The 18,782-nt window shown below is 57.7% G+C and carries 12 protein-coding genes and 2 pseudogenes; 3 read left to right on the top strand and 11 right to left on the bottom strand.

Annotated features, from left to right (window positions below):
• Window positions 1-149: 149 nt before the first annotated feature.
• Complete coding sequence (locus MX571_RS20850; RefSeq protein WP_247421177.1) at window positions 150-746, bottom strand: DUF8170 family protein; 597 nt, start codon at window positions 744-746, stop codon at window positions 150-152.
• Between the two features lie 121 nt (window positions 747-867).
• On the opposite strand from MX571_RS20850, the gene MX571_RS20855 reads away from it, so the two are divergent.
• Complete coding sequence (locus tag MX571_RS20855) at window positions 868-1,278, top strand: helix-turn-helix domain-containing protein (RefSeq protein WP_247421180.1); 411 nt, start codon at window positions 868-870, stop codon at window positions 1,276-1,278.
• A gap of 74 nt (window positions 1,279-1,352) precedes the next feature.
• Here MX571_RS20855 and MX571_RS20860 read toward each other — a convergent pair.
• The 3 genes and pseudogenes from MX571_RS20860 to MX571_RS20870 form a co-directional block, all read right to left on the bottom strand.
• Window positions 1,353-1,595 (bottom strand): annotated as a pseudogene (locus MX571_RS20860) (DUF6788 family protein); the annotation flags it as partial.
• A 5-nt stretch (window positions 1,596-1,600) separates the two neighbouring features.
• Window positions 1,601-2,017: a DUF8025 family protein gene (locus MX571_RS20865; RefSeq protein WP_247421182.1), complete on the bottom strand. Its 417-nt coding sequence runs from the start codon at window positions 2,015-2,017 to the stop codon at window positions 1,601-1,603.
• Between the two features lie 172 nt (window positions 2,018-2,189).
• Window positions 2,190-3,269: a hypothetical protein gene (locus tag MX571_RS20870; protein ID WP_247421186.1), complete on the bottom strand. Its 1,080-nt coding sequence runs from the start codon at window positions 3,267-3,269 to the stop codon at window positions 2,190-2,192.
• A gap of 858 nt (window positions 3,270-4,127) precedes the next feature.
• Between MX571_RS20870 and MX571_RS20875 the strand changes: the two genes are divergently transcribed.
• Complete coding sequence (locus tag MX571_RS20875; RefSeq protein WP_247421189.1) at window positions 4,128-6,305, top strand: homing endonuclease associated repeat-containing protein; 2,178 nt, start codon at window positions 4,128-4,130, stop codon at window positions 6,303-6,305.
• Window positions 6,306-6,376: 71 nt separating this feature from the next.
• On the opposite strand, the gene MX571_RS20880 is transcribed toward MX571_RS20875, so the two are convergent.
• Window positions 6,377-6,574 (bottom strand): hypothetical protein, encoded by a 198-nt coding sequence (locus tag MX571_RS20880; protein WP_247421192.1) that lies wholly within the window; start codon window positions 6,572-6,574, stop codon window positions 6,377-6,379.
• 86 nt (window positions 6,575-6,660) lie between these two features.
• Here MX571_RS20880 and MX571_RS20885 point away from each other — a divergent pair.
• Window positions 6,661-7,017 (top strand): annotated as a pseudogene (locus MX571_RS20885) (MBL fold metallo-hydrolase); the annotation flags it as partial.
• Window positions 7,018-7,317: 300 nt separating this feature from the next.
• On the opposite strand, the gene MX571_RS20890 reads toward MX571_RS20885, so the two are convergent.
• From MX571_RS20890 to MX571_RS20915, 6 genes are all read right to left on the bottom strand, one after another.
• A complete protein-coding gene (locus tag MX571_RS20890) occupies window positions 7,318-8,007 on the bottom strand; it encodes a uracil-DNA glycosylase family protein (RefSeq protein ID WP_247421198.1) in 690 nt (229 codons plus the stop codon).
• Window positions 8,008-8,934: 927 nt separating this feature from the next.
• On the bottom strand, window positions 8,935-10,440 hold the full coding sequence (locus MX571_RS20895; protein WP_247421201.1) for a primase-associated protein: 1,506 nt from the start codon (window positions 10,438-10,440) through the stop codon (window positions 8,935-8,937).
• Entirely contained in the window at window positions 10,437-11,330 is an 894-nt protein-coding gene (locus tag MX571_RS20900) for a bifunctional DNA primase/polymerase (RefSeq protein ID WP_247421204.1), read from the bottom strand. The genes MX571_RS20895 and MX571_RS20900 overlap by 4 nt, the downstream gene beginning before the upstream one ends.
• Complete coding sequence (locus MX571_RS20905) at window positions 11,327-15,547, bottom strand: hypothetical protein (protein ID WP_247421206.1); 4,221 nt, start codon at window positions 15,545-15,547, stop codon at window positions 11,327-11,329. The genes MX571_RS20900 and MX571_RS20905 overlap by 4 nt, the downstream gene beginning before the upstream one ends.
• Window positions 15,544-17,775 (bottom strand): VirB4 family type IV secretion system protein, encoded by a 2,232-nt coding sequence (locus MX571_RS20910; protein WP_247421209.1) that lies wholly within the window; start codon window positions 17,773-17,775, stop codon window positions 15,544-15,546. Before MX571_RS20910 ends, MX571_RS20905 begins: the two co-directional genes overlap by 4 nt.
• Window positions 17,775-18,707, bottom strand: a complete 933-nt coding sequence (locus MX571_RS20915; RefSeq protein ID WP_247421211.1) for a TraC-like domain-containing protein — start codon at window positions 18,705-18,707, stop codon at window positions 17,775-17,777. The genes MX571_RS20910 and MX571_RS20915 overlap by 1 nt, the downstream gene beginning before the upstream one ends.
• Between the last annotated feature and the right edge of the window lie 75 nt (window positions 18,708-18,782).

Genomic DNA, 18,782 nt, shown 5'->3' on the forward strand with positions numbered 1-18,782 from the left:
TTCCTTCACGAAGAGGTGATTATCAGCGCGGTTGTCCGCGAACGGCTGACGCAGTTCCAACGCCGAAAACCCTAATATCCCAACTCGGCGGTGCGGTAGCGTGGGGTTTCCGCGTCTTCAGGCGCAGGATGTCAACGATTCGTGTCTGTCTATGGGTAATCCAGATCACTCACGAGAGCCTCGGTACACTCGACGAGGTCGTCCTCAGATGACCACTGACAGAGACGCCCAGCATCGTCGAGCATCTCGAAGATCGCAGTCTGCATTCCGCTATACGGGTTCTCGATATCGATGCCCGTGTCGATCGTATCCACATCCAACGAATCATACTCGCGTTTGAATACGTGGGTCTTCGTGAAGTACTCCTCGAGGGCTGTGAAGTAGCCCTGCTCGACGAGGAATCCGCCCTGGGCGTGTTCGGCGACACCCACGATGATGTCCGTGTAATCGGCGAGCAGTCGGAACTTGAGGTAGGTATTCGTCCACTCGCTTCGAATGTCGACCATCAGGAACGCGTACGCACCGGGCTGCCGGTTGAGGCGATCTTTCACGAGCTGGAGACGACGGATTTCGTGTTTCCCGTAGCTGCCGAGAACGAAGTACGAATTCTCAGCTGAGAAGATCGGCGTGAGCTCCGCAACACTCTGTTTCAGCGCTTCGTATTCTTCCGGTGTGAGTGAGGCATCATGTAGATACTCGTCGGCTTTCTCGGCGAGCTCATCGATAGTGACCGGCCCCTCACTCATCTACCCGGGACTTCTCCCGTACCCTGCTTCAATGTGGCGAATACATCGGTGACCGTATCGCAAAAGACCGATTCGCATTTGAGCGAAACGCTTTTGCACGCACTACACGAAATGTGGTGTAATGAGTACGTCCGATCATCCGCCAAGCGACTTGGAGTCCGTTCGGGAGCGGCTCAACGTCGTCACCCAGGAGACACGATTCGCGCTCCTCCAGGACATCCTCGGGCATCCGTCGGAACTGCCGACGCTGAAGGAACTCGACTACGTCAACCCGAGCAAGAGCCAGACGACGATTCGTCAGCACCTCCAGCAGCTCGTCGACGCTGGCATCGTTGAGGAAGTCCTCCTGCCCGAAGACCGCCGGAGGAACGATTTACCGTACAAGTTCTACGGAATCAGTGAGAGTGGTCGGCAGTTCCTCGATGAGCACAAACTCCTCCGGGCACAAGACACGCTTCGCGAGATCTACGACCGGGTGGAGAAGACCGACGACATCGAACGGTACGAGACTGCCCCGCGACCCGAGCGCTAACAGCTCCCGTCTTTCACTTCGCAGACGGGGTGTCTCCCTGAACCATCGGTCATCCGACTGTGGCGTAATCTCGTCTATTCGTCGGGATTGACGGGACCTTTGTACTGAGAACGGATTTTGTCGCCGTCCCGCCACTGCCAGTAGTAGTAGCGGTTATCGTTGATCCCCTTGATCGTAATTGTCGCCTTCGATGGGGCGTCATCTGGGAGGTCGTCTGGCCGTTTTTCAATCTCGTCTTCCTCCTCCGCTTCGGAAAGGAGGGCCTCACGCTCACGGTATTCAGCGAGTTCCTCGGAGTAGCTCGCGACGTGACGGAGGATTCTCAGGTCTCGTCCGCTCGTTCGACAGTGATGGTCAGGTCGCCCGATTCGTTGTCAGCCTCGAAGTCGACCGCGAACGCGTCCGACTTGTAGGCGGTGTGGTAGGCGCGGTGGCGTTCGAGCGAGCCTGTCGCTTTGAAGTGGAAGAACGCGGCCGGCGTGTAGGGCTTGCTTTGTGTTTCGACCTGCGACTCGACGGAAGCCGGAAGCGCGATCTGGGGCGTCTCCGTGTCGATACTCGCAGCGAACTCCCTCGCTTCCTCGACGGTTGCTTGCGAATGTGCCGGTGTCTCGCCGGTCAGGACGTTCACCGGGGTTTCCGTCTCGTCGGTGAACAGGACGTCTTCGAAGGTGTGTGTTCCAAGGATCGCGTCGGGAGCTAACACGCAGTCGTGAAATGCATCGTCGTTTGAGGTCATCGAATCACGAGCCTATGGCGGGGCTCACCCATACTGGCCCCTGAAAAACAGCAGGTGCCACGAAGCAGATCGAAGCAGGGAGAAACTCAAGGAACACGACCTCAAACTGCTGGAGAAATAGGAAGGCGTTTGAGGAAACGCCGAATCACAGGGATAATTGCTGCCAGAAAAGTCAGATTGACCCTTCCTCCTTGTCCATCACCTCTTTCATCAACTCGACGTACTCTTCACTAGGATTTTCACCGATGAACCGTGCCAAGATGAGGAACAGCTTCTTACTGGATGAGAATCCCCAACCAGAGGTCAGATACAGTGCAGCCGGCATAACCACCAGTATCGCCGCTCCATGGATCAGATCGGCGTTCGACACAGCCGCGAACGCTACAATAATACAAGTTACTAGCTCGACAGGCATCGTTCGAAGCTTCCGAGAAATCTCTCTCCGCAACCCGAACCGGGTATGAAGGAGTATAAACGAATTGTAGACACCGATAACCAGAAAGCTGAATCCGAGCATCTCCATCGACTCTGTCGAGGTAAAGAGTTCTGCCGTCGCTACGAAGGCGAAAAGGAGGATGATTGATAGCAACGTGTGAAACCCTACGACCAGGATCGGAGTGATATCTCGTTGCCTCTTCAATTGCTGCTTCAGCTGGTTGTGCTCGTCCGGTGAGATCTTGCCTTCACGCATTTTCAGAAACAGACGTCTGGACTTCTCAAAGTCGACAGAATCCTCCACATCGAATTCGTAGTTCCCCCTCTCAGATTGCTGCTCGAGAAACAACGATACTCGAGCGATATACTTCATCGGTCCGTCCTCACCTTCGGCCTTCTCTCTGAACGTCGCCCGTCGCTGCTCATCGTAGCGGAACACGGAATGATTGAATACGGCGATTAGAAATACTCCTGAAGCCGCTCCCCCAAGCAGAACAAGATACGGCTCCAATCCCGGTCCAAACCCTGTTGTCGCCGATTTCAACGCTTTGAACGCGAGATGAGAGCTAATGGCTACGGATACCACGAACATGGCGGTACCGGTCATTCGTGCAGCACGGGACTCGTCCAAGTCTTCATCGGAGACCACGAGATGGTAACGGACAAACAACGAGCCGAAAAGAGCTATGAAGACAACGGTATCGATGGTTAGCGGCAGTGCAAGGAAGACGTTGTAGAGGCCGTAGACTGCGGTAAAGAAGAAAACCTCGTATCCTATCCGCTCTTTGGCGGATAGTTTCGACCCGGCCTTACCCATTAAACAGTAATCAAAACACCAGGCATCAAGGAGTTGTTGGTTCCCTATCTAATCTCGTGGGATTTCTGTATGAGCACCCGGCTAAACCAGTACCTGTACCACCGTCTAGAACTAACTAGGCATCGTATTCAGCGGCTGCTTCACCGCACGTAGCTTCGAACGACACTAGGCTTCCGCTGAAGAGCATTTCTCGGTTTGTCGCTCGGAAAGAGTGCGCGATGTCCCTTGACCCCCGCTCACATCAGTTAGATGTGGAAATCCCGCCACGGGCTGTGAGAGTACGTTTCTCGGACATCGTTGCTCAGGGACACGTTCTAGTGTGCCCTCCGCCCCTCCGGGGGCAGACAAACACACACCGCTCGCACCAGCTTGCTGGCTCCTCATCGATCGCCCTCCCTCAAACTGGGACAAGGGTTGTGGCTGCCGGCCGACCGGAGGGAAGCCGGGAGCGGAGGGTGGGGCGGTGGGGCTTGGGCTGGTCCGGCATTCACTAAAACAGAGATGACCACATCTGATTGCGGAGAGCGCCCACACGCCCGGAATGGGCGGTCGCGAGTGACGCGGAGGGCGGCAGCGGCGAGCGGGGCGGGCCGTTACGTACACACCTGTCCGACCGACCACGTTGTTCGGTGGATCATCGACAGGCCTGGCGGACTCAGAAAGGGCGAGGCCGCCTCGGTCGTCCCCCGACCCCATAAGCACCGAGTGAAACGAAGGGCACAGCGTGGGTCGGGGGATGCCGAGCGGCCGAGGGCTTTCAAAGAGTAACCTTCCGGTGTCTGGCAAATCCAGAAAGAGATGGATCGATATAGTAGAGCCACCCCGACGGTATTTCCTATGTCCTGTTGATGAGACAGTATGGGGAATCGGATCTCTGATGAAGAACTGCTGGCTGAAATCCATCGTCTCAACGACGAATATGGAAAGGCAACCACGACGCGTCTCCGCAGACACGGTAACTACAGCAGTCGAACCTACAGTCTTCGCTTCGGATCTTGGTCGAATGCGCTTGAGCTCGCAGGCCTCGAACAGAATGTGGTTCGGGGTCTCAGCGAAGCAGAGTTACTCGATGAACTGCGTCGAATAGCCGAGATTGTAAGTCGAACACCGAAAGAGTCTGACGTGAAGAAACACGGGATCTGCTCCCGTGGCCCATTCATTGACCAGTTCGGCACATGGAACGAGGCACTTATCGCAGCAGGTTTCACTCCAAATCGACATACCGAATTCTCCGACTCCGACTTCATCGAGGACCTTCAACGGGTGGCAGATTCACTCGGATACACCCCTCGAAAAGAGGATTACGATGAACATGGAACGTTTGGAACCTCAACGGTGACGCGGGCGTTTGGAAGCTGGAGCGATGCTCTTCGTAAGGCAGAATTGGAGATCCCTCGGCGGTCAAGGCAGTACAGTCGCGATGACCTTCTCGAAGAGCTGCACCATGTCTCGACCGCCGTTGGAGGCGGTCGACCAATGACCGCAGATTTAGTGGCGCACGATGCCCCGACACCAGCAACGTATCGAGCACGATTTGGGTCGTGGCGAAATGCGTTAGCAGAAGCGGGATTCGACTTACCGACTCGGTATGAAGATGTCACACCGGAAGAGTTGCTGACAGAGGTACAGTCTGTTGCGTCGTCACTCGGATACACTCCTACCAGAACCGAGATGCGGGAGGAGATCGACTACCCGATTGGGTGGTATTACCGAGCGTTCGGGTCGTGGAGTGCAACACTTGACCGAGCAGGTCTTGAACCGGCCCCCGTCGAACACATCTCGACAGACGCACTTCGTGCAGAACTAACCGATTTATCGACTGAACTGGGTCGGACACCGACACAAGAGGATGTACACCTCTATGGCGCCTATTCTGTGTCGACGTATCAGTCTCGGTTCGGGTCATGGAATGCCGCATTAACCGAGTCTGGATTCGAGCCGAACCACCGCTACCGGATTCCAGAAGAGGAACTGCTGGATGAATTACGGGCACTAGCGACTCGTCTCGACAAACTCCCGACCACAACCGACACAAAGACACACGGTGCGTTCACGTACGTACCGTACATCGACCGGTTCGGATCGTGGGCGGAGGCGTTGGACGCTGCTGGCCTAGAGCCCGTTCCACGATTCGAAGAGGTAACGCGTGAGGATTTACTGAAGGAGATCAGGTCGGTTGCTGTGATGGTGGAAGGTGTTCCCAAAATATTCGATATGCGGGAGCACAGTCACTTACCGTCGCGGTGGTACTACCGGGCGTTTGATTCCTGGAGTGAGGCCCTTCGAGAAGCAGGATTCAGTCCACATCGGAATACGGACGTCTCACGTGACGAAGCGATTGAACACCTCCAAGCGATTGCAGAGCAGCTAGGTCAATCTCCGTCATTCTCAGGCGCTTCTCAATTGGGCGAGTACCCGGCATCATTGTATATCACGATGTTCGGAACCTGGAACGAGGCGCTCCAAGCTGCCAATCTGGATGTGAATAAACCACACCAGTTGACGGATGACGAGTTGGAGCAGGAGTTCTATCGGTTGAAAGATGTATTCGGGTACGTTCCCTCCGGCCCAGAGATGACGGAATTGGGGTCGTATTCGGTAGGGGTCTACTCGAATCGGTTCGGCTCGTGGAACGAGGCTGTACGAGCGTTCGGTGAAACCCCACGGCATCGGTCGCCGGGCGAGTTGGGGAAAACGTCGTACGGCCCGCTCTGGGAAACGCGACGAGAAGAAGCGATTCAGCGAGATGACGAAGAGTGCGTTATCTGTGGTCTTTCTCGCGACGTACACATGGAGGAGTTCGACCGGGATTTGACTGTACACCACATTGACCGGTTTCTGGTAGAATTTGAACGGACAGAGAGTAAGGAGGTCGCGCACCGGTTGCCAAATTTGGTGACGGTCTGTTTGCCCTGTCACGGAACAGCGGAGGGCCAACCCAGAGAGTACTTCATGCAGTTCGTTCCCGAAGGCGTGTTAGACGAGCTAGCTGGTGAGGTGAATGACAGAGAGAATCACCGGTTAGACGAATGGTGAATCACCCACCCATCACGTCGGCGTTACCAGCAGCATCAACACCGTTTGTCTCGTGAACGAGCATGGGATCCTCATGGAGTGTCCGTTGGAGGTTCGAGATAGGTCTTAAGCTCGTCGACGACGGTTTGGACGAATATTTCCTTGAGGCGACCCTGCCGTCGGACAATCGCGGTGTGCTTCGGCGACGCTACTGCCCACGGTGAGGCGTAGCTCTGGCGTGGCATCCCGCCCTCGACCCAGTCGGCGTCGTCGAGGGAAACCCTCATCATGGGGTGTCGTCGTCAGCGTGACCGTCATGTACTCCTCGTCGCCGAACGGATTAGTATCGTTGTTCAGGATCAGCCACGGACGGGGGTTCTCATCCACCGATACAGCCACCATCCTCGAGGACGTCTTCGCGGCTGGCGCTGACCACTACGAACTCTCGAATACGGAGCGCGTGCTCAAACAGCTGGAACCGATTGATGAGTGGACGCAGATCGTTCCTGGCCTCCGCGTTCATCCCGTTCCAGCTGGCCACACGCGAGGTGCTGCGGGCTTCCTCTTCGAGGTCACTGCCGACGACAAACGGCGAACTATCCTCGTCACCGGTGATTTCACGACCCGTCGTGCTGCTGGCTATCCCGGCTTCGACCTCGACCTCCCTGTGGATGTCGACGTCCTCGTCCTGACGGCCGCCACGAGCGAGGATTCCGAAGCGACGCTCACCGAGGACGCTCAGCGGACCACGACCTCCGCTACAAGACGGATTCAGTCCTGAAGGCCGGGTACGCTGAGCGCCGTCGCCCTTCACCGGCGCGGACAACGCTATACAGGTCACCACGCCTCCTCACGGGGGAGTACTCATAGGGCTGATCGGAGCAATCCATAGTTTTGCGCGAATCCTCCCCAGCAGTTGAGAGATCCAGCGAGCGTATTCAGCCTACTCTACCTCGTCGAATTCAAAATCACAAACACCATTCAAATTTTTAATAATAACAGGCATGGATTGAGGATTGAACGAATCTAGCTATTAGTCGTCGTGCGAAAAATATGGATGGAGAAGATCTCGGGCGTTGGCCAGACTTCGATTGTATGGCTCCAAGTTATTCGGATTGTTCTTTGGGGCCGACCAGTGGACTGTGGGGATCATTGTCGGGTGGGTATTGTACAACCCGGGATCCCAGTATTTTCTCTCAGTGATCTTATCGATACTTGGAGCATCGGCGCCGAGCAGGGCATCAGCCACACTCTGGGTCGCCACTTCTCCGGCAGTGACTATCACGTCTGGGTCCACGAGTCGAATTTCGGGTTCTAGTAGATCGAGATACCGTTCTTCGACGACGCTGGGTATCTCATTTTTTGGCTCTGTCGTTTTACATGCACACGTCTCGTAGACGACATCCAACCATCGACTCGAGTGGACTCTCCACGTCCCGTTGGTCACCCCAGATGGGAGAAATAATTTTGCGAAGTACGACCTGAAAAGGTCGTAGTTCTTTATTTTTTCCCATTGCTCTACTTGACAGACTTGCCGATATTCCGCTGCGGACATCCCCGGTACGAGATCCGGCACATCCTGGAAGTGGCTAGGAAAATATGAAACGATCATCACCGTTGGCTCTTTCGGATTCCCGAACCCGTAGTGGATATGGCGGTCACCAACTCTCTCTCGAAGTTTACGGTAGAGATCGTCCAAAGATTGAAATCTGTTTGTTGACATTCTCAACAGTAGGTCCATTGTCGTATAATAACTTGTTGGGGTGTATTCGGACGTTACTTCCGTCGAGTTTAGCGACAGATGTATAGAGCGGGTGTCGCACAGCTGAAAACACCCTCTGAGTCGGTTACGTTGACCTCAATCAGTCCAGGATTTGCTGCGTCAGAAAGAACACTTCTGCGAACTCCTATCAGACTGACGCAAGACGCGGAGAGATCAAGCTATCACTGGACACCTGACTGGGTAGCCACGGATACCACGACGCAGTAGTACACCCTGGACGGATGATGAGAGAGTGTCTCTCCTTCAGTTAATTCATGCAAAAACTAAAACAGATGTAGATACTGTTACCAGAGACGTGACCACCCGGGACTTCCCCCGCCTGTCCACACATCTACCACCCTCACTGCTCTCCCAATCTCCGCCCCCTCCCGGCCACTGTATAGTACCCTCTCAAACTGATATTTCCACAGATAACGCCTCGCTCCAACGTCCCCCTGAATCCCTCTCACGAAACACACTGGATTCACACCTCGTACCCCACCCTTCCTTTGGACGGTTTTCGAGGTACGAAGTCTGATTTGACGGCTGCAGAATTGCATAGGATAGCGGAAGCCTGGTTTGAGGGCGTATTTTGTTATCTGAAAGCGAGTCTCAGAACTCTCGTTGATATATGCAACGTGTGACGGCTGCTACCCGCTGAATATCGATGAAACGGGAAACTGGTGGAATAAGGTTGCGGATCCTATATGAACGCAAGTTCCGACGATAAATGAAAACCGAGGGGTCAGAACCGCTAAGACTGCTCAATTACTCACGGAGAAGCCTTCATTCGTATTTGCAAACCTCAGTTCTGAACGCTCTCGATATACAGATGAGGGATAGATACGCGAACTGTCAAACGTGACCGCGTCCGCTCGATTCGGTCAGTTACTGTGAAGGAGACGCTCCTTGGTCATCGATCTGCTCGTACATCTCGTCGGGGAAGGGGAGGCTCCCATAGATCGAGTACGGGCACTGGTCGCGCCCAATGCAGTACCGCTGCATATCATCATTCCCACAATTCATCGGGAGGGGGATTTCGCCGCCGATGTCGTTGTCGAGTTCGTACCGGATCTGGTACTCAGTCACCTCGTCGTCGTACCAGGGCCACCGCGAGAACAAGTCTTTCACGTCGCTGATGAATTCCTCCGTACTCGCGTCCCGGTACTGGGGAAGCCACCACGCCAATCGCACCAGGTTGAACAGGTCCTTCCGGACGGGTTTCTTCTCCTGCAGGCGCTCGTCCATCGCCGCCATACAGGGCAGCTCGAACAGATTTTCGAGCTTGTCGACGTGGAGGGGTTGTGCACCGTCGCTGTATTCGGAGAGTGTATACCGATTCAAGCGCGCGTTCTCGACGGTGACACTCGCGTGATCGCGGTTCCGCGAGAGAACTGTGCCGAGACTTCGCGGCGAGGAGATGGACTCACAGACTCTTCGCTCCCATGTTCGCTCCGGCTCGTATATCTCAACCGCCTCATAGAGGTCGCGTGCAGTCTGCGTCTCACCGAGTTGGGCAACATCGTCGTCAGCAGCGGAGACAGCGTTGATGATCGTCAGGAGGTCACGCTTCTTCCGACTCCAGTTCTCCCACACACGGTGGGTCTGTCCGGCCTGGAAGAACCGGTCGATGCGGTCAGTGATCGCCGTTTCGTTCGCGGTGAGCCAGCTCCGCTGTTCCGCCGTCAGCGTCTCCTCTTGGACCGCGAGCAGGCGTCCAAAGGCGTCTTCGGCGTACTCGCGGTACTTTTCCATAAAATCCGAGACAGGAACGTACAGGTGGTTGTCCGCGATGTGGGCCTGGATCTCACCCTGCTGGTTCTCATCCCCATCCGCACGAGCGAGGCACTTTCGTGAGGCGGCGACGAGCGGGATCTCGAGGTAGTACCCCTTACCGAACTTGGGGCGTTCGGTGATGTCCGTACAGACTCGCCCCGGATGGACACCGTCCTCGCCGGGATCTTTTGCGTAGAGGGTTTCGGCGATCTCCTGGTGGAGCGACCAGTCATCGTACTCGCGAACGAGTGAGGCGATATTGTTGACGTAGAGTTCGCGGAGATTACCGAGGAGCGCGAGATGACGGGGTGGCGTATCTTCGAGTTTCGGATGGTCCATGATACAGACCGCGCCAAGAGTGCTCAAGACGGCCAGTGCCCCCGGATCGTCGACATAGGGGCGCTCGGCTGCTTCCTCCCGAGTGCTCGGTGCGAACGCGTCGGTAGTGAACCGCTCGATGTCTGTGAGCATCTTCTCTGTTTGCTGCTCGCCATCGACCGTCCACCGCTGATACCCGCGTTCGAACAGCTGTGTGAGCTGTAACTCGCCCTTGTCTCGTGGGAGTGCTGCAACTCGATACGCCGTGTACTCGTCGTTTGTGGGCGTGTCTCGGCTCATGATTGGAGGAACTCGGGCGTCGCTTCAGTCCGGAAATCGAATCCCGGATCGTCGATGGGCTGGACGACACGCGAGACGTCGGCGTGTATCGAGTACGGCAGCCGCATCACCCGACGCCGGTCGGCGGTGACGACCGGATCGATAGGAATCTCGTACTCGTCGAGGAGCAGATCGTTGATCACTTCGCGACTTTGCTCGTCGTAGTGGTGTTGGCGATCCGCATCGAGCAAGTAGACGTGACAGCCCTGCCCCGAGTAGACGACCATCGTCTCGTCGGCCGCGAAGTCGTCCTCGAAGATGTCCCGGACGGCAAATCCGTACTCAAGGGCCTGCTCGATATCGTCGAACGTGTAGGGATATGCCTCAGGCGGGCTGTCAAGGATACCTGTGGCACGAAGCTGCTCAGTCCCGACATCGTCGGCTTTCCCATCGCTTGAATCACTGGAAGCGCGCTGTGCGGCGATGTCCTTCGCGTCGATATCGACCGCGAGGACCCATGGTCGCTCCCAGTGATCGAGCGCGTAGTAGACTGCGTCAGGGCGTGGTTCTGGTCGTTCTAGGAGATCCGGGTCTGCGAGCGCGTAGTTACTCCCTTGAGCGGGGTCGTAGCGTGCTGGGTACTGGAAGAATTCGACGAGGTCGTCCACTGAGCCGAACTGCTGGACGGTTCGTTCGCCGGAGTCGCTGGTCTGCCAGGTATCGCGGCGGATAAACGACCGATTGGGAGCGTTCTGCTTTCGGATTGGGTATGCTTCGCGGAAGGCGATAGCGTACTGCTTCGGGCCACTGGCTGTGAGGAATGACGGGAGGGCGTCAAGTTGGTTCGGAAACGTTTCTGTGTAGTAGGTGTGCAGTTCCTCGAGAGTTGCTTCTCGCCATTCCCCAGTCATAGGTCTTGGTCGACCTCCGTTTTGAGACTCCGAAACGTATGGAGGGCGTTCATCCCCGACAGGTCGTAGTCGTTGATCGCCGCACGAAGCGAACTAATCGTCCGCGTTTGCGTGGACGTCAACGAGATATCGACTGTGTCAGAGTCTGTGAGCGACTCGATGATCTCCAGAATGAGGTCTTTGTCTTCACACGCCCAGACAGCAGCCGCGTCGACGGTCGCCAGCTTCTCGTAATCTGAGAGCAGCGCGTTGGTATTGTTGCTCGGGGTTTCGACTTCACCTACCCAGACGAGTTCGTCAGCGGCATCGAACCCCGCAACGTCAAATACGACATCCTCCGAATGCTGATGGTAGACGGCCGTACGAGCAACATCTTCCTGTTGGGTGAGCCACGCTTCGAGGAACACAACGGCAGCCTTGTGTGGCGTTTTCTCACCGAGATCGCCGATACCTGGGCTGGTATCGAGTGACCGATCGAGGAACCGTCGCCCGTCGGGGAGGACCGTATAGTACGTTTGCCAGAACGAACGGTGTTCTTCGATGAACTCCTTCTCTTTGAGCGTCTCGAGGTCGAGATTGGAGAATGGCTCTTTGAACACGGTCATACTCTCCAGCAGCGAATACTCCTCGACCTGGTGGTTCATCGCATCCAGCACGAGACCGAGGAAGGCGGCTTCATCACGCGTGATGCCTTCCTCGCGGAGCGTCTCATCCGGGATGCCCGTCGTTGCGTCCTTGAAACGGGTTGAGTGTGACGCATCGGGGTTCTGACTCTCCTCCGAATCTTGTGCGTGCTCTGACCCACTGTTCGGAGCGGCGGCGGACTCCTCAGAAGCGTCATCAAGCAATGCGAAGTCCTGGATAGTCACCTCGATGTCGTACGATTCGGCGTGCTCGGTGATGGTCCCGAGTCGAGTGAAGAGTTCACCAGACGACGAAGCGGTGGAGCGAGCGCGTTTGGCGGCAACGAACACGTCGTCTTTGCGCGCGAATTGGCAGCAGGCACTGGCCTTCCGCTCCTCGGACGCAGTATATTCGGATCTACAGATGTCACAGACGTAGCACTCGGTGTCCGCGTCATAGCTCACGTGCTCGGGCGGCGAATCCCCGCCTGCCGTTGCCGCCGAATCTTCTGCGTCCTCGCCGCCGTTCGTGGTTTGTAGTTCTGATGCCTCGCTGTGCTCCTCACGGTGTTCTGACGCTACCTGTCCCGCAGCCGAGCGCTGAGTGTCTCCCTCGGGGTCCTGCGGCTCGCTTGCAGTAGCGCCGAACATGGGCGCACTCCCGATATTTCGCTCGTCACTCGATGAGGTGCTGGGATCGTCCGTTGTACTCTCTTTCCCGCCTTTCGCAGAGACGCCTGTGTCGTCGCTCTCGCCATTCGCGCCGAAGAACGGTGTGTCAGATGGGTTACCGCCGTCGGCGGCCCCAGCGGGTGCTGTGCTCCCGCTCGACGGTGCTACTTCTGTGTCGGTATCATCGCCCACCTCGTCGAGCGTCTCCCGAACCTCCTCGCGAGTGAATTGACTCGTCCGGCCCGGTAAACTGCACTCGTCCTGCGTTCGCCGCATCACCCGGGGAATCTGTTGCTCCTCGAAGAGATGCCGGTCGTCGCCCGAAAGCGGTGCATCGCTCTCTGGGTGCCCCTCCGGAATCGGGAGCGACGCGAGCGAGAACGGTGCCGGGCCCGTCTCCCCGAACCGAGGGCTCGGCAATTGCGCGATCCATTCGCCGTCCGGCAACCGAGTGATGCGATTACGGAACTCGGACGTGCTGAGGTTCTCGTGCGCCATCGACTCGGCGAGCTTCGCATCCGTCGCGATATTCCCGATGAGCTTCGTCTTGACGTTGTTCAGAATCTCCGTGTACGCTCGGTCGGACGTACTGTACTGCGCCACTTGCTCGGGGTACTGGAGGATCAGACCGAGACTCACGCCGAACGCACGCCCCTGAGGAATGAACTGCTCGTAGACCAGCGAGGACGTCGCGACTGGGGCCGCCTCCTCGATGATCATATTCACAATCGTATCGTCGGCATCCTCGTCGTCGTTGACATCCCCGGTCAGCGACCGGCCCCTTCCGCGGCGACCCTGGACAGCGTCCCAGAGATTGCTCAACAGAATCATCGTCAGGGCGTGCTGGGATTCAGCCCGGAACTCACCGAGGTCGAACAGGATAACGGCGTCGTCGTTAACGAACTCACGGAAATCGAAGGCGTTCCCGACGTACTCCTCGGCCTCGTTGTCCCACTCGGGGACGTGAGTGAACATCTGGTAGAGGTGCTCGTGTTCGACGAGTTTGTCGAGGCGGTTCGCCGCGGCCCCCATCGTCTGCTGGAACTGGTGGTCGTCGACCTGGCACTTCTGGACGAGTGACTGCTCGATATGCGAGTTCGCCTCACAGAGCTCGGGAAGCGTTCGGTCCCGACTCATCCGGAACACGACCTGAATTAGATCTTCGAGACTGAACGCGTCCTGGCCGTACTCCCGGTCGAACAGCGCCTTGATAAGGAAGGTGAGGATCTCGTTGGCGACGTACGCCTGTTCGTGGCGCTCCTCGCCGAGAATGAGCCGCATGATCTCGTGGAAGTGCTCAACTTTGTCCTGAACGGCGTCCTCACGCGACCGTCCCATCGCGAGTGCGGGGCGGATATCGAAAAACGAGACCGCCGGCAGGGTATCTGGCGCGTTGAAATAGTAGACGTCGTCCAGGTTCCCGTTCGTGGCGTAGTGGGCATGGAGATAGTGCTCGGCCATCCCATCGCCCTTCCCTTCCAGCAAGACGGTGGGGCCGTCGACGTGCTCGTGAAGCGAGAGCATCTCGGCCTGCGTGGCTGTCGACTTCCCACTTCCCGTCGACGCCGCCCGAATGTAGCTCGTCGTCAAGAGGTCCGGCGGAATACAAATCGGTTCGTCCAGCGGTTCGTTCCGGTTTCGGAGGGGCTTCCCGACCGCCATGCCCGGCCCGGAAAACTCCTCAAGGAGATCCGGGTCGGGCAGCGGTAGTGGTTGACGGAGTCGCTCTTTCCCACGAGCGCCACGCGAGCCCTCGGTGGTCAGTGTCTGCGCGCTCGGCACCGCCACGAAATTCGCGAGTTCGTCCGCGTTCAGAATGAGCTGGGGGCGGCGCTTCCCCATTGACGACTGGTTGAACGACCGATTCAGTAGTCGGCTCAACTCCTTCCGAGCTGGGTTCCGAATGTTCGTCAGGCTCTTCGAGACGCGACTGCCGTCGAGGTGATAGAAGTAGCCGTCGAGGTGGTTGAACGCGTTCGCCAGCGTCTCGATATTGTTCGACGCCTGCGCTCTCTCTATGTCATCGGAGTCCTCGGGCAGGATGGAGACAGCGCGGAGGTTGACGAGAAACGTTTGTGAGGGGCCTTTCTGGTCGATGAGCACCTGTCGTGAGGCGACCTCCCCACTGGCCGCACTCGACGTCTGCCGGGTACTCTCACCGACGTGGGGCGGGTCACGACCACGTCGACGATCGCGAATGCGCTCCTGGTCGGCACCGTAGACCATATCGGCGAGACTGGTTCGTGCAGATTGGAGGGCGCCATCGTGTTTGGTCTCGATCTGCTTTTTCCGACCTTCAGCGAGCTTCTGCCAGCTACTGTACCGGGTGAACAACACTTGTAATGCGGTGGGGGCCGTCGCATCGGTGAGCCGCTCGACGGCCGTCGCGAGTGGGGCTCGCGCTGGGTTCCCCGAACGAGTGGCCTCCTCTTGGACTTGGGAGTACTGCTTGATCGGCGTCATCCAGTCCCGGCTCCGCTCACTGATGCCGCTCCAGCGGGCAGCGAGTGGCGTCCGATCGGAGAGTGAGACATCGCCCCCATCGCCGAGTGCCGTCTCGCCTCCCTCCGCATTCACGTCTGCGTCGTTTTCGTCATCGCGATGACCGTGACTGGCGAGTTCGGCTCGGAGGCCGACGGGTTCCTCATAGATATCGTAGCTCGCTGGATAGGCAGTCTGCAACTCAGATTCGAGAGTCGGGAGGAGTTCCTCGTCATCAACGCCCAGGTAGAACCGAACTGGAGCGCCGTCGCCCTGTGTGAGTGCGAGGAACTCGAATGTAGGCGGGCTCTTTCGCGGGTCGTATTTGATTTTCCACCCCGTTCGAAGCTTCCGCAAGCCAGCCAGCCGGGAGACGATATCCGATGGGTCGACGCGTTCCCGCGAGGGCTCGATGCGAATATAGTGACGCGAATCAGTCATCGGCCTTGCGGCGCTGTCGGGACACCGGCCTCATCGAGCAGCGAGTCCGGGATGTCGTAGTCGTCGACACGCCCCTCCCCAGCGAGATACTTGACGTCGCCCGCGTCGATGTACCGCTGGTCGACGAGATACTCCCAGGGGTCGAGATCGTCGTCGAGGACGTGGATCTCGTAGTCGTTCACGTGGAGCGCGAGTGATTTCGTCCAGTCGTTGACGGCGAGTAAACACTCCGAGTAGCCGCCGTCTTCGCCGGTCTGGGCGGTCGCGATGAAGTTCTGCTCGGAGGGTGTGAGCCCGTGGAAGTCGATCATGGCGTCGCTGACCGACTCGTGGTGGAAGATCTGCTTGATGTCACAGAGGTTGTAGACGTTCCGTGCCTTTTCCACGGCCTCCTCGGACTTCTTGTCCGACTTCGCGATGAACTCGTCGACCGTCTGCGAGATGAGTGTGATCGCCGTGTTGAAGTGGCGGCTGTGCCGGATGAACAGGTCGATCATGTCCGTCGTCGCCGCCCGCCGTAGGAGGTAGTGGGCCTCGTCGATGGTGACCTGTGTCCGTCGGTCACTGCTCTGGGCACGCTGGTAGATCCAGTCGAACATGACGTGCATAAACAGCGGTGCTTGCCCGGTATCGGCGAACATTGACATGTCGATGACGACGAGGCGATTGTCGAGTTCGACGTTGGTTCGCCCGTTCAGATTGTCGTTCTCGCCACCGTGCTGGAACGCTTCGAGACCGAGGAGGAGCTGGTAGGCGTACTTCTCGTCGGCCTCTTTGAACCGCAGCTCTAGCTGTTCGATTTCCGGCCGAACGCGCTCCTCGTTTGCATCCTCGTGCAGTTCTATGAACTCCGACGGTTGGTCGCCGTCCGTGAGCGCGTGGAGGATGTCGAGGACGTCCTGCATCGTCGGACTCGTGTTTTCGTGCGTCACCGGGTCGGGGGTAATTCCGTACTTGAGATAGGCGAGACGGACGGCTCGCCGAAGAATTCCCTCCTGTTCCTTGCTCAGCGACTGGTCGGCGACGGCCGAGAAGTGCGTGCGGAACAGCTCCATCACCGACCGGAACTTCTTCTTGAACGGGTCATCAGCGACGTCGTCGATGCCACGGCGAATCTCGAGCGGATTTACCGTGTTCTGGCCGCCGAAGCGGATGACTTGTCCACCGAGGTCGTTCGCGAAGTCGATAAAGTCCCCGAGTGGATCGAGGACGAGCATCTCGATCTCGGGATCCATCATCAGGCGATGGTACATCTCATGCTTCTCGGCGAACGTCTTCCCTGACCCCATCTTTCCGGCAATCGCCTTCGAGTACGATGAGAGCCGGTAGCGGTCAAGCAAAACGGGCGTGTTTGTCCCGTCGAATCCGTAGAAGACGCCTTCCGGGTCAGCCACAGCGGGCTCGATGAACGGGAACATCGTCCCGACAGCAGTCTCCTGCATGAGTTGGGTGGCCTTGATCGGGTCGTCGCCTAGCGGCGCGAGTGCGTCCTGTGATTCGATCTGGCGTTTGTCGAGCGTGACGGCTTTGGCATTCGCGGCGCCAAGCGTTTCGACGACGCGTTCGGTGGCGTCACCGAGTTCCTGCTCGGTGTCGGCGATGATTTCGATGTAGATCGCGAAGTCGAAGAGCTTCGTCTCCCCGAGGATGATATCCCAGATGAGGTCTTTGACCATGTCGCGGTCGGCCTCAGCCTCATGGGTGTTGGTCTGGTTCTTCTCGTGTTTCTTGTGGAGACGGGCTCGCAGCTGTGTGAGGCGTTTCTGGAGTTTGCGGAGCACTGACCCAGTATCGCGGGGCTGGATGTGTTGGGTAACGCGGACGTGGTCGTTCGTCGTATAAAGGTTCTCGAGCCACCCGAGGGGAACGCGCTCGGGATAGCCGTGGATAGTCAGGATGCGGACGAACTGGTCATTGCGAACCATATATCCCGACTCGAAGAGGTTCGACACCTCCTGAAGCTGGCGCGGAGCAATGACATCTCGGTCAGCAAGCGACTGTTCGGTCTCGTCCTGCACGATGCCGAGCCGGAGTTCACCCTCGTCGACGTCCTCGACCTCGAGCAGATACTCGGCTTGTTCACGGATGTTCTCCTTCGTGAGGTCGTCCCCATTCGCTTCGAGGATCTCCGCAGCGCGGTCGAACGTCTCGTCGTCGATGTCGTCGATGCTCGGCTCACTACTCCCCACGGGAAGCCACGAGCGAAGGCGGTCGAATCGCCCCGCCATCAGTGCTCACCCTCCGTTTTTGTCGCGTGGGAGAACTTCTCGAACTTCGGGTCGACGTGGTTGTAGTAGTGATAGAGGATCTCCATCGTCTCCTGACGGTCGGTGACTCGTTCGATGGACACGTCTGTCCGGCCCAGCTTGTTCGTGATTCGGCGCTGTCGCTGCCGGACTTCGCGGATACAGAGTTCGGTTCGAGCCTCCTCGTGGGAGTTGCCCAGTGGTGTTCGATCGACAATGCCCGAACAGATCCTGCCGATGACCGGAAGCGTCCCGAGCTGGCTCAACACACTCCCTGAATCGAGGTTCTTGTGGACCTGACCGGCGTCGACACGCGTGACGATGTAGAAATCGCGCTGTTTGAGGTCCTCGTCTTCGATGTTCGTGTTCGCCCACTGGATGTAGAACTTGCGTCCGTACTGGAGGATGGGCGTCTGGCCACGCGAGGCCATGCTCGCGCCGGCAGTGTAGAAGCGTTCGAGATGACCGGTCAGGTCGAAGGTTTTCGGATAGCAGGGGACAGCGACACTGGACTCAAGCGACATCAGGAACGACATGTATGCGCTCATCGTGTCGCGTTTCGCCTGGTCACTGAGCGAGAGCCAGTTCTGGGGATGGATCTTTAGCAGTCCGATGTAGCAGTTCTCGTCGACGGCGATGCCGTCGTCACGAACGTACTCGAAGCCAAGTTTCTCCTGGGTGGTCGTGGACTCGCCGAGGCAATTCTCAAGGTCGAAGTGGTCGCGAGCCCGAGCTCGTTCGCGAGCGGTCGGGAGGTCAGTGTCGATGTCATCGAGAAACTTATCGAGTGCCCGGAGGACTTCGAGATCGGACTTGGGCGCTGTCGACGGCGCTCCGTTACGAGTCGCCGCAGTCGGCTGGGTACCGTTCTCTACCTTAGAGTTCGAAGTCGAGGTTGAATCGTCTGCTGCCACACCCGTCGCCGATTGTCCGGTTGAACTATCGAATGAAGAGTTCCCGTTCGTTGGCCCGTCTACTTCGTGTTCCCC

It is taken from the genome of Halomarina salina (genome assembly GCF_023074835.1).
Lineage (GTDB): Archaea > Halobacteriota > Halobacteria > Halobacteriales > Haloarculaceae > Halomarina > Halomarina salina.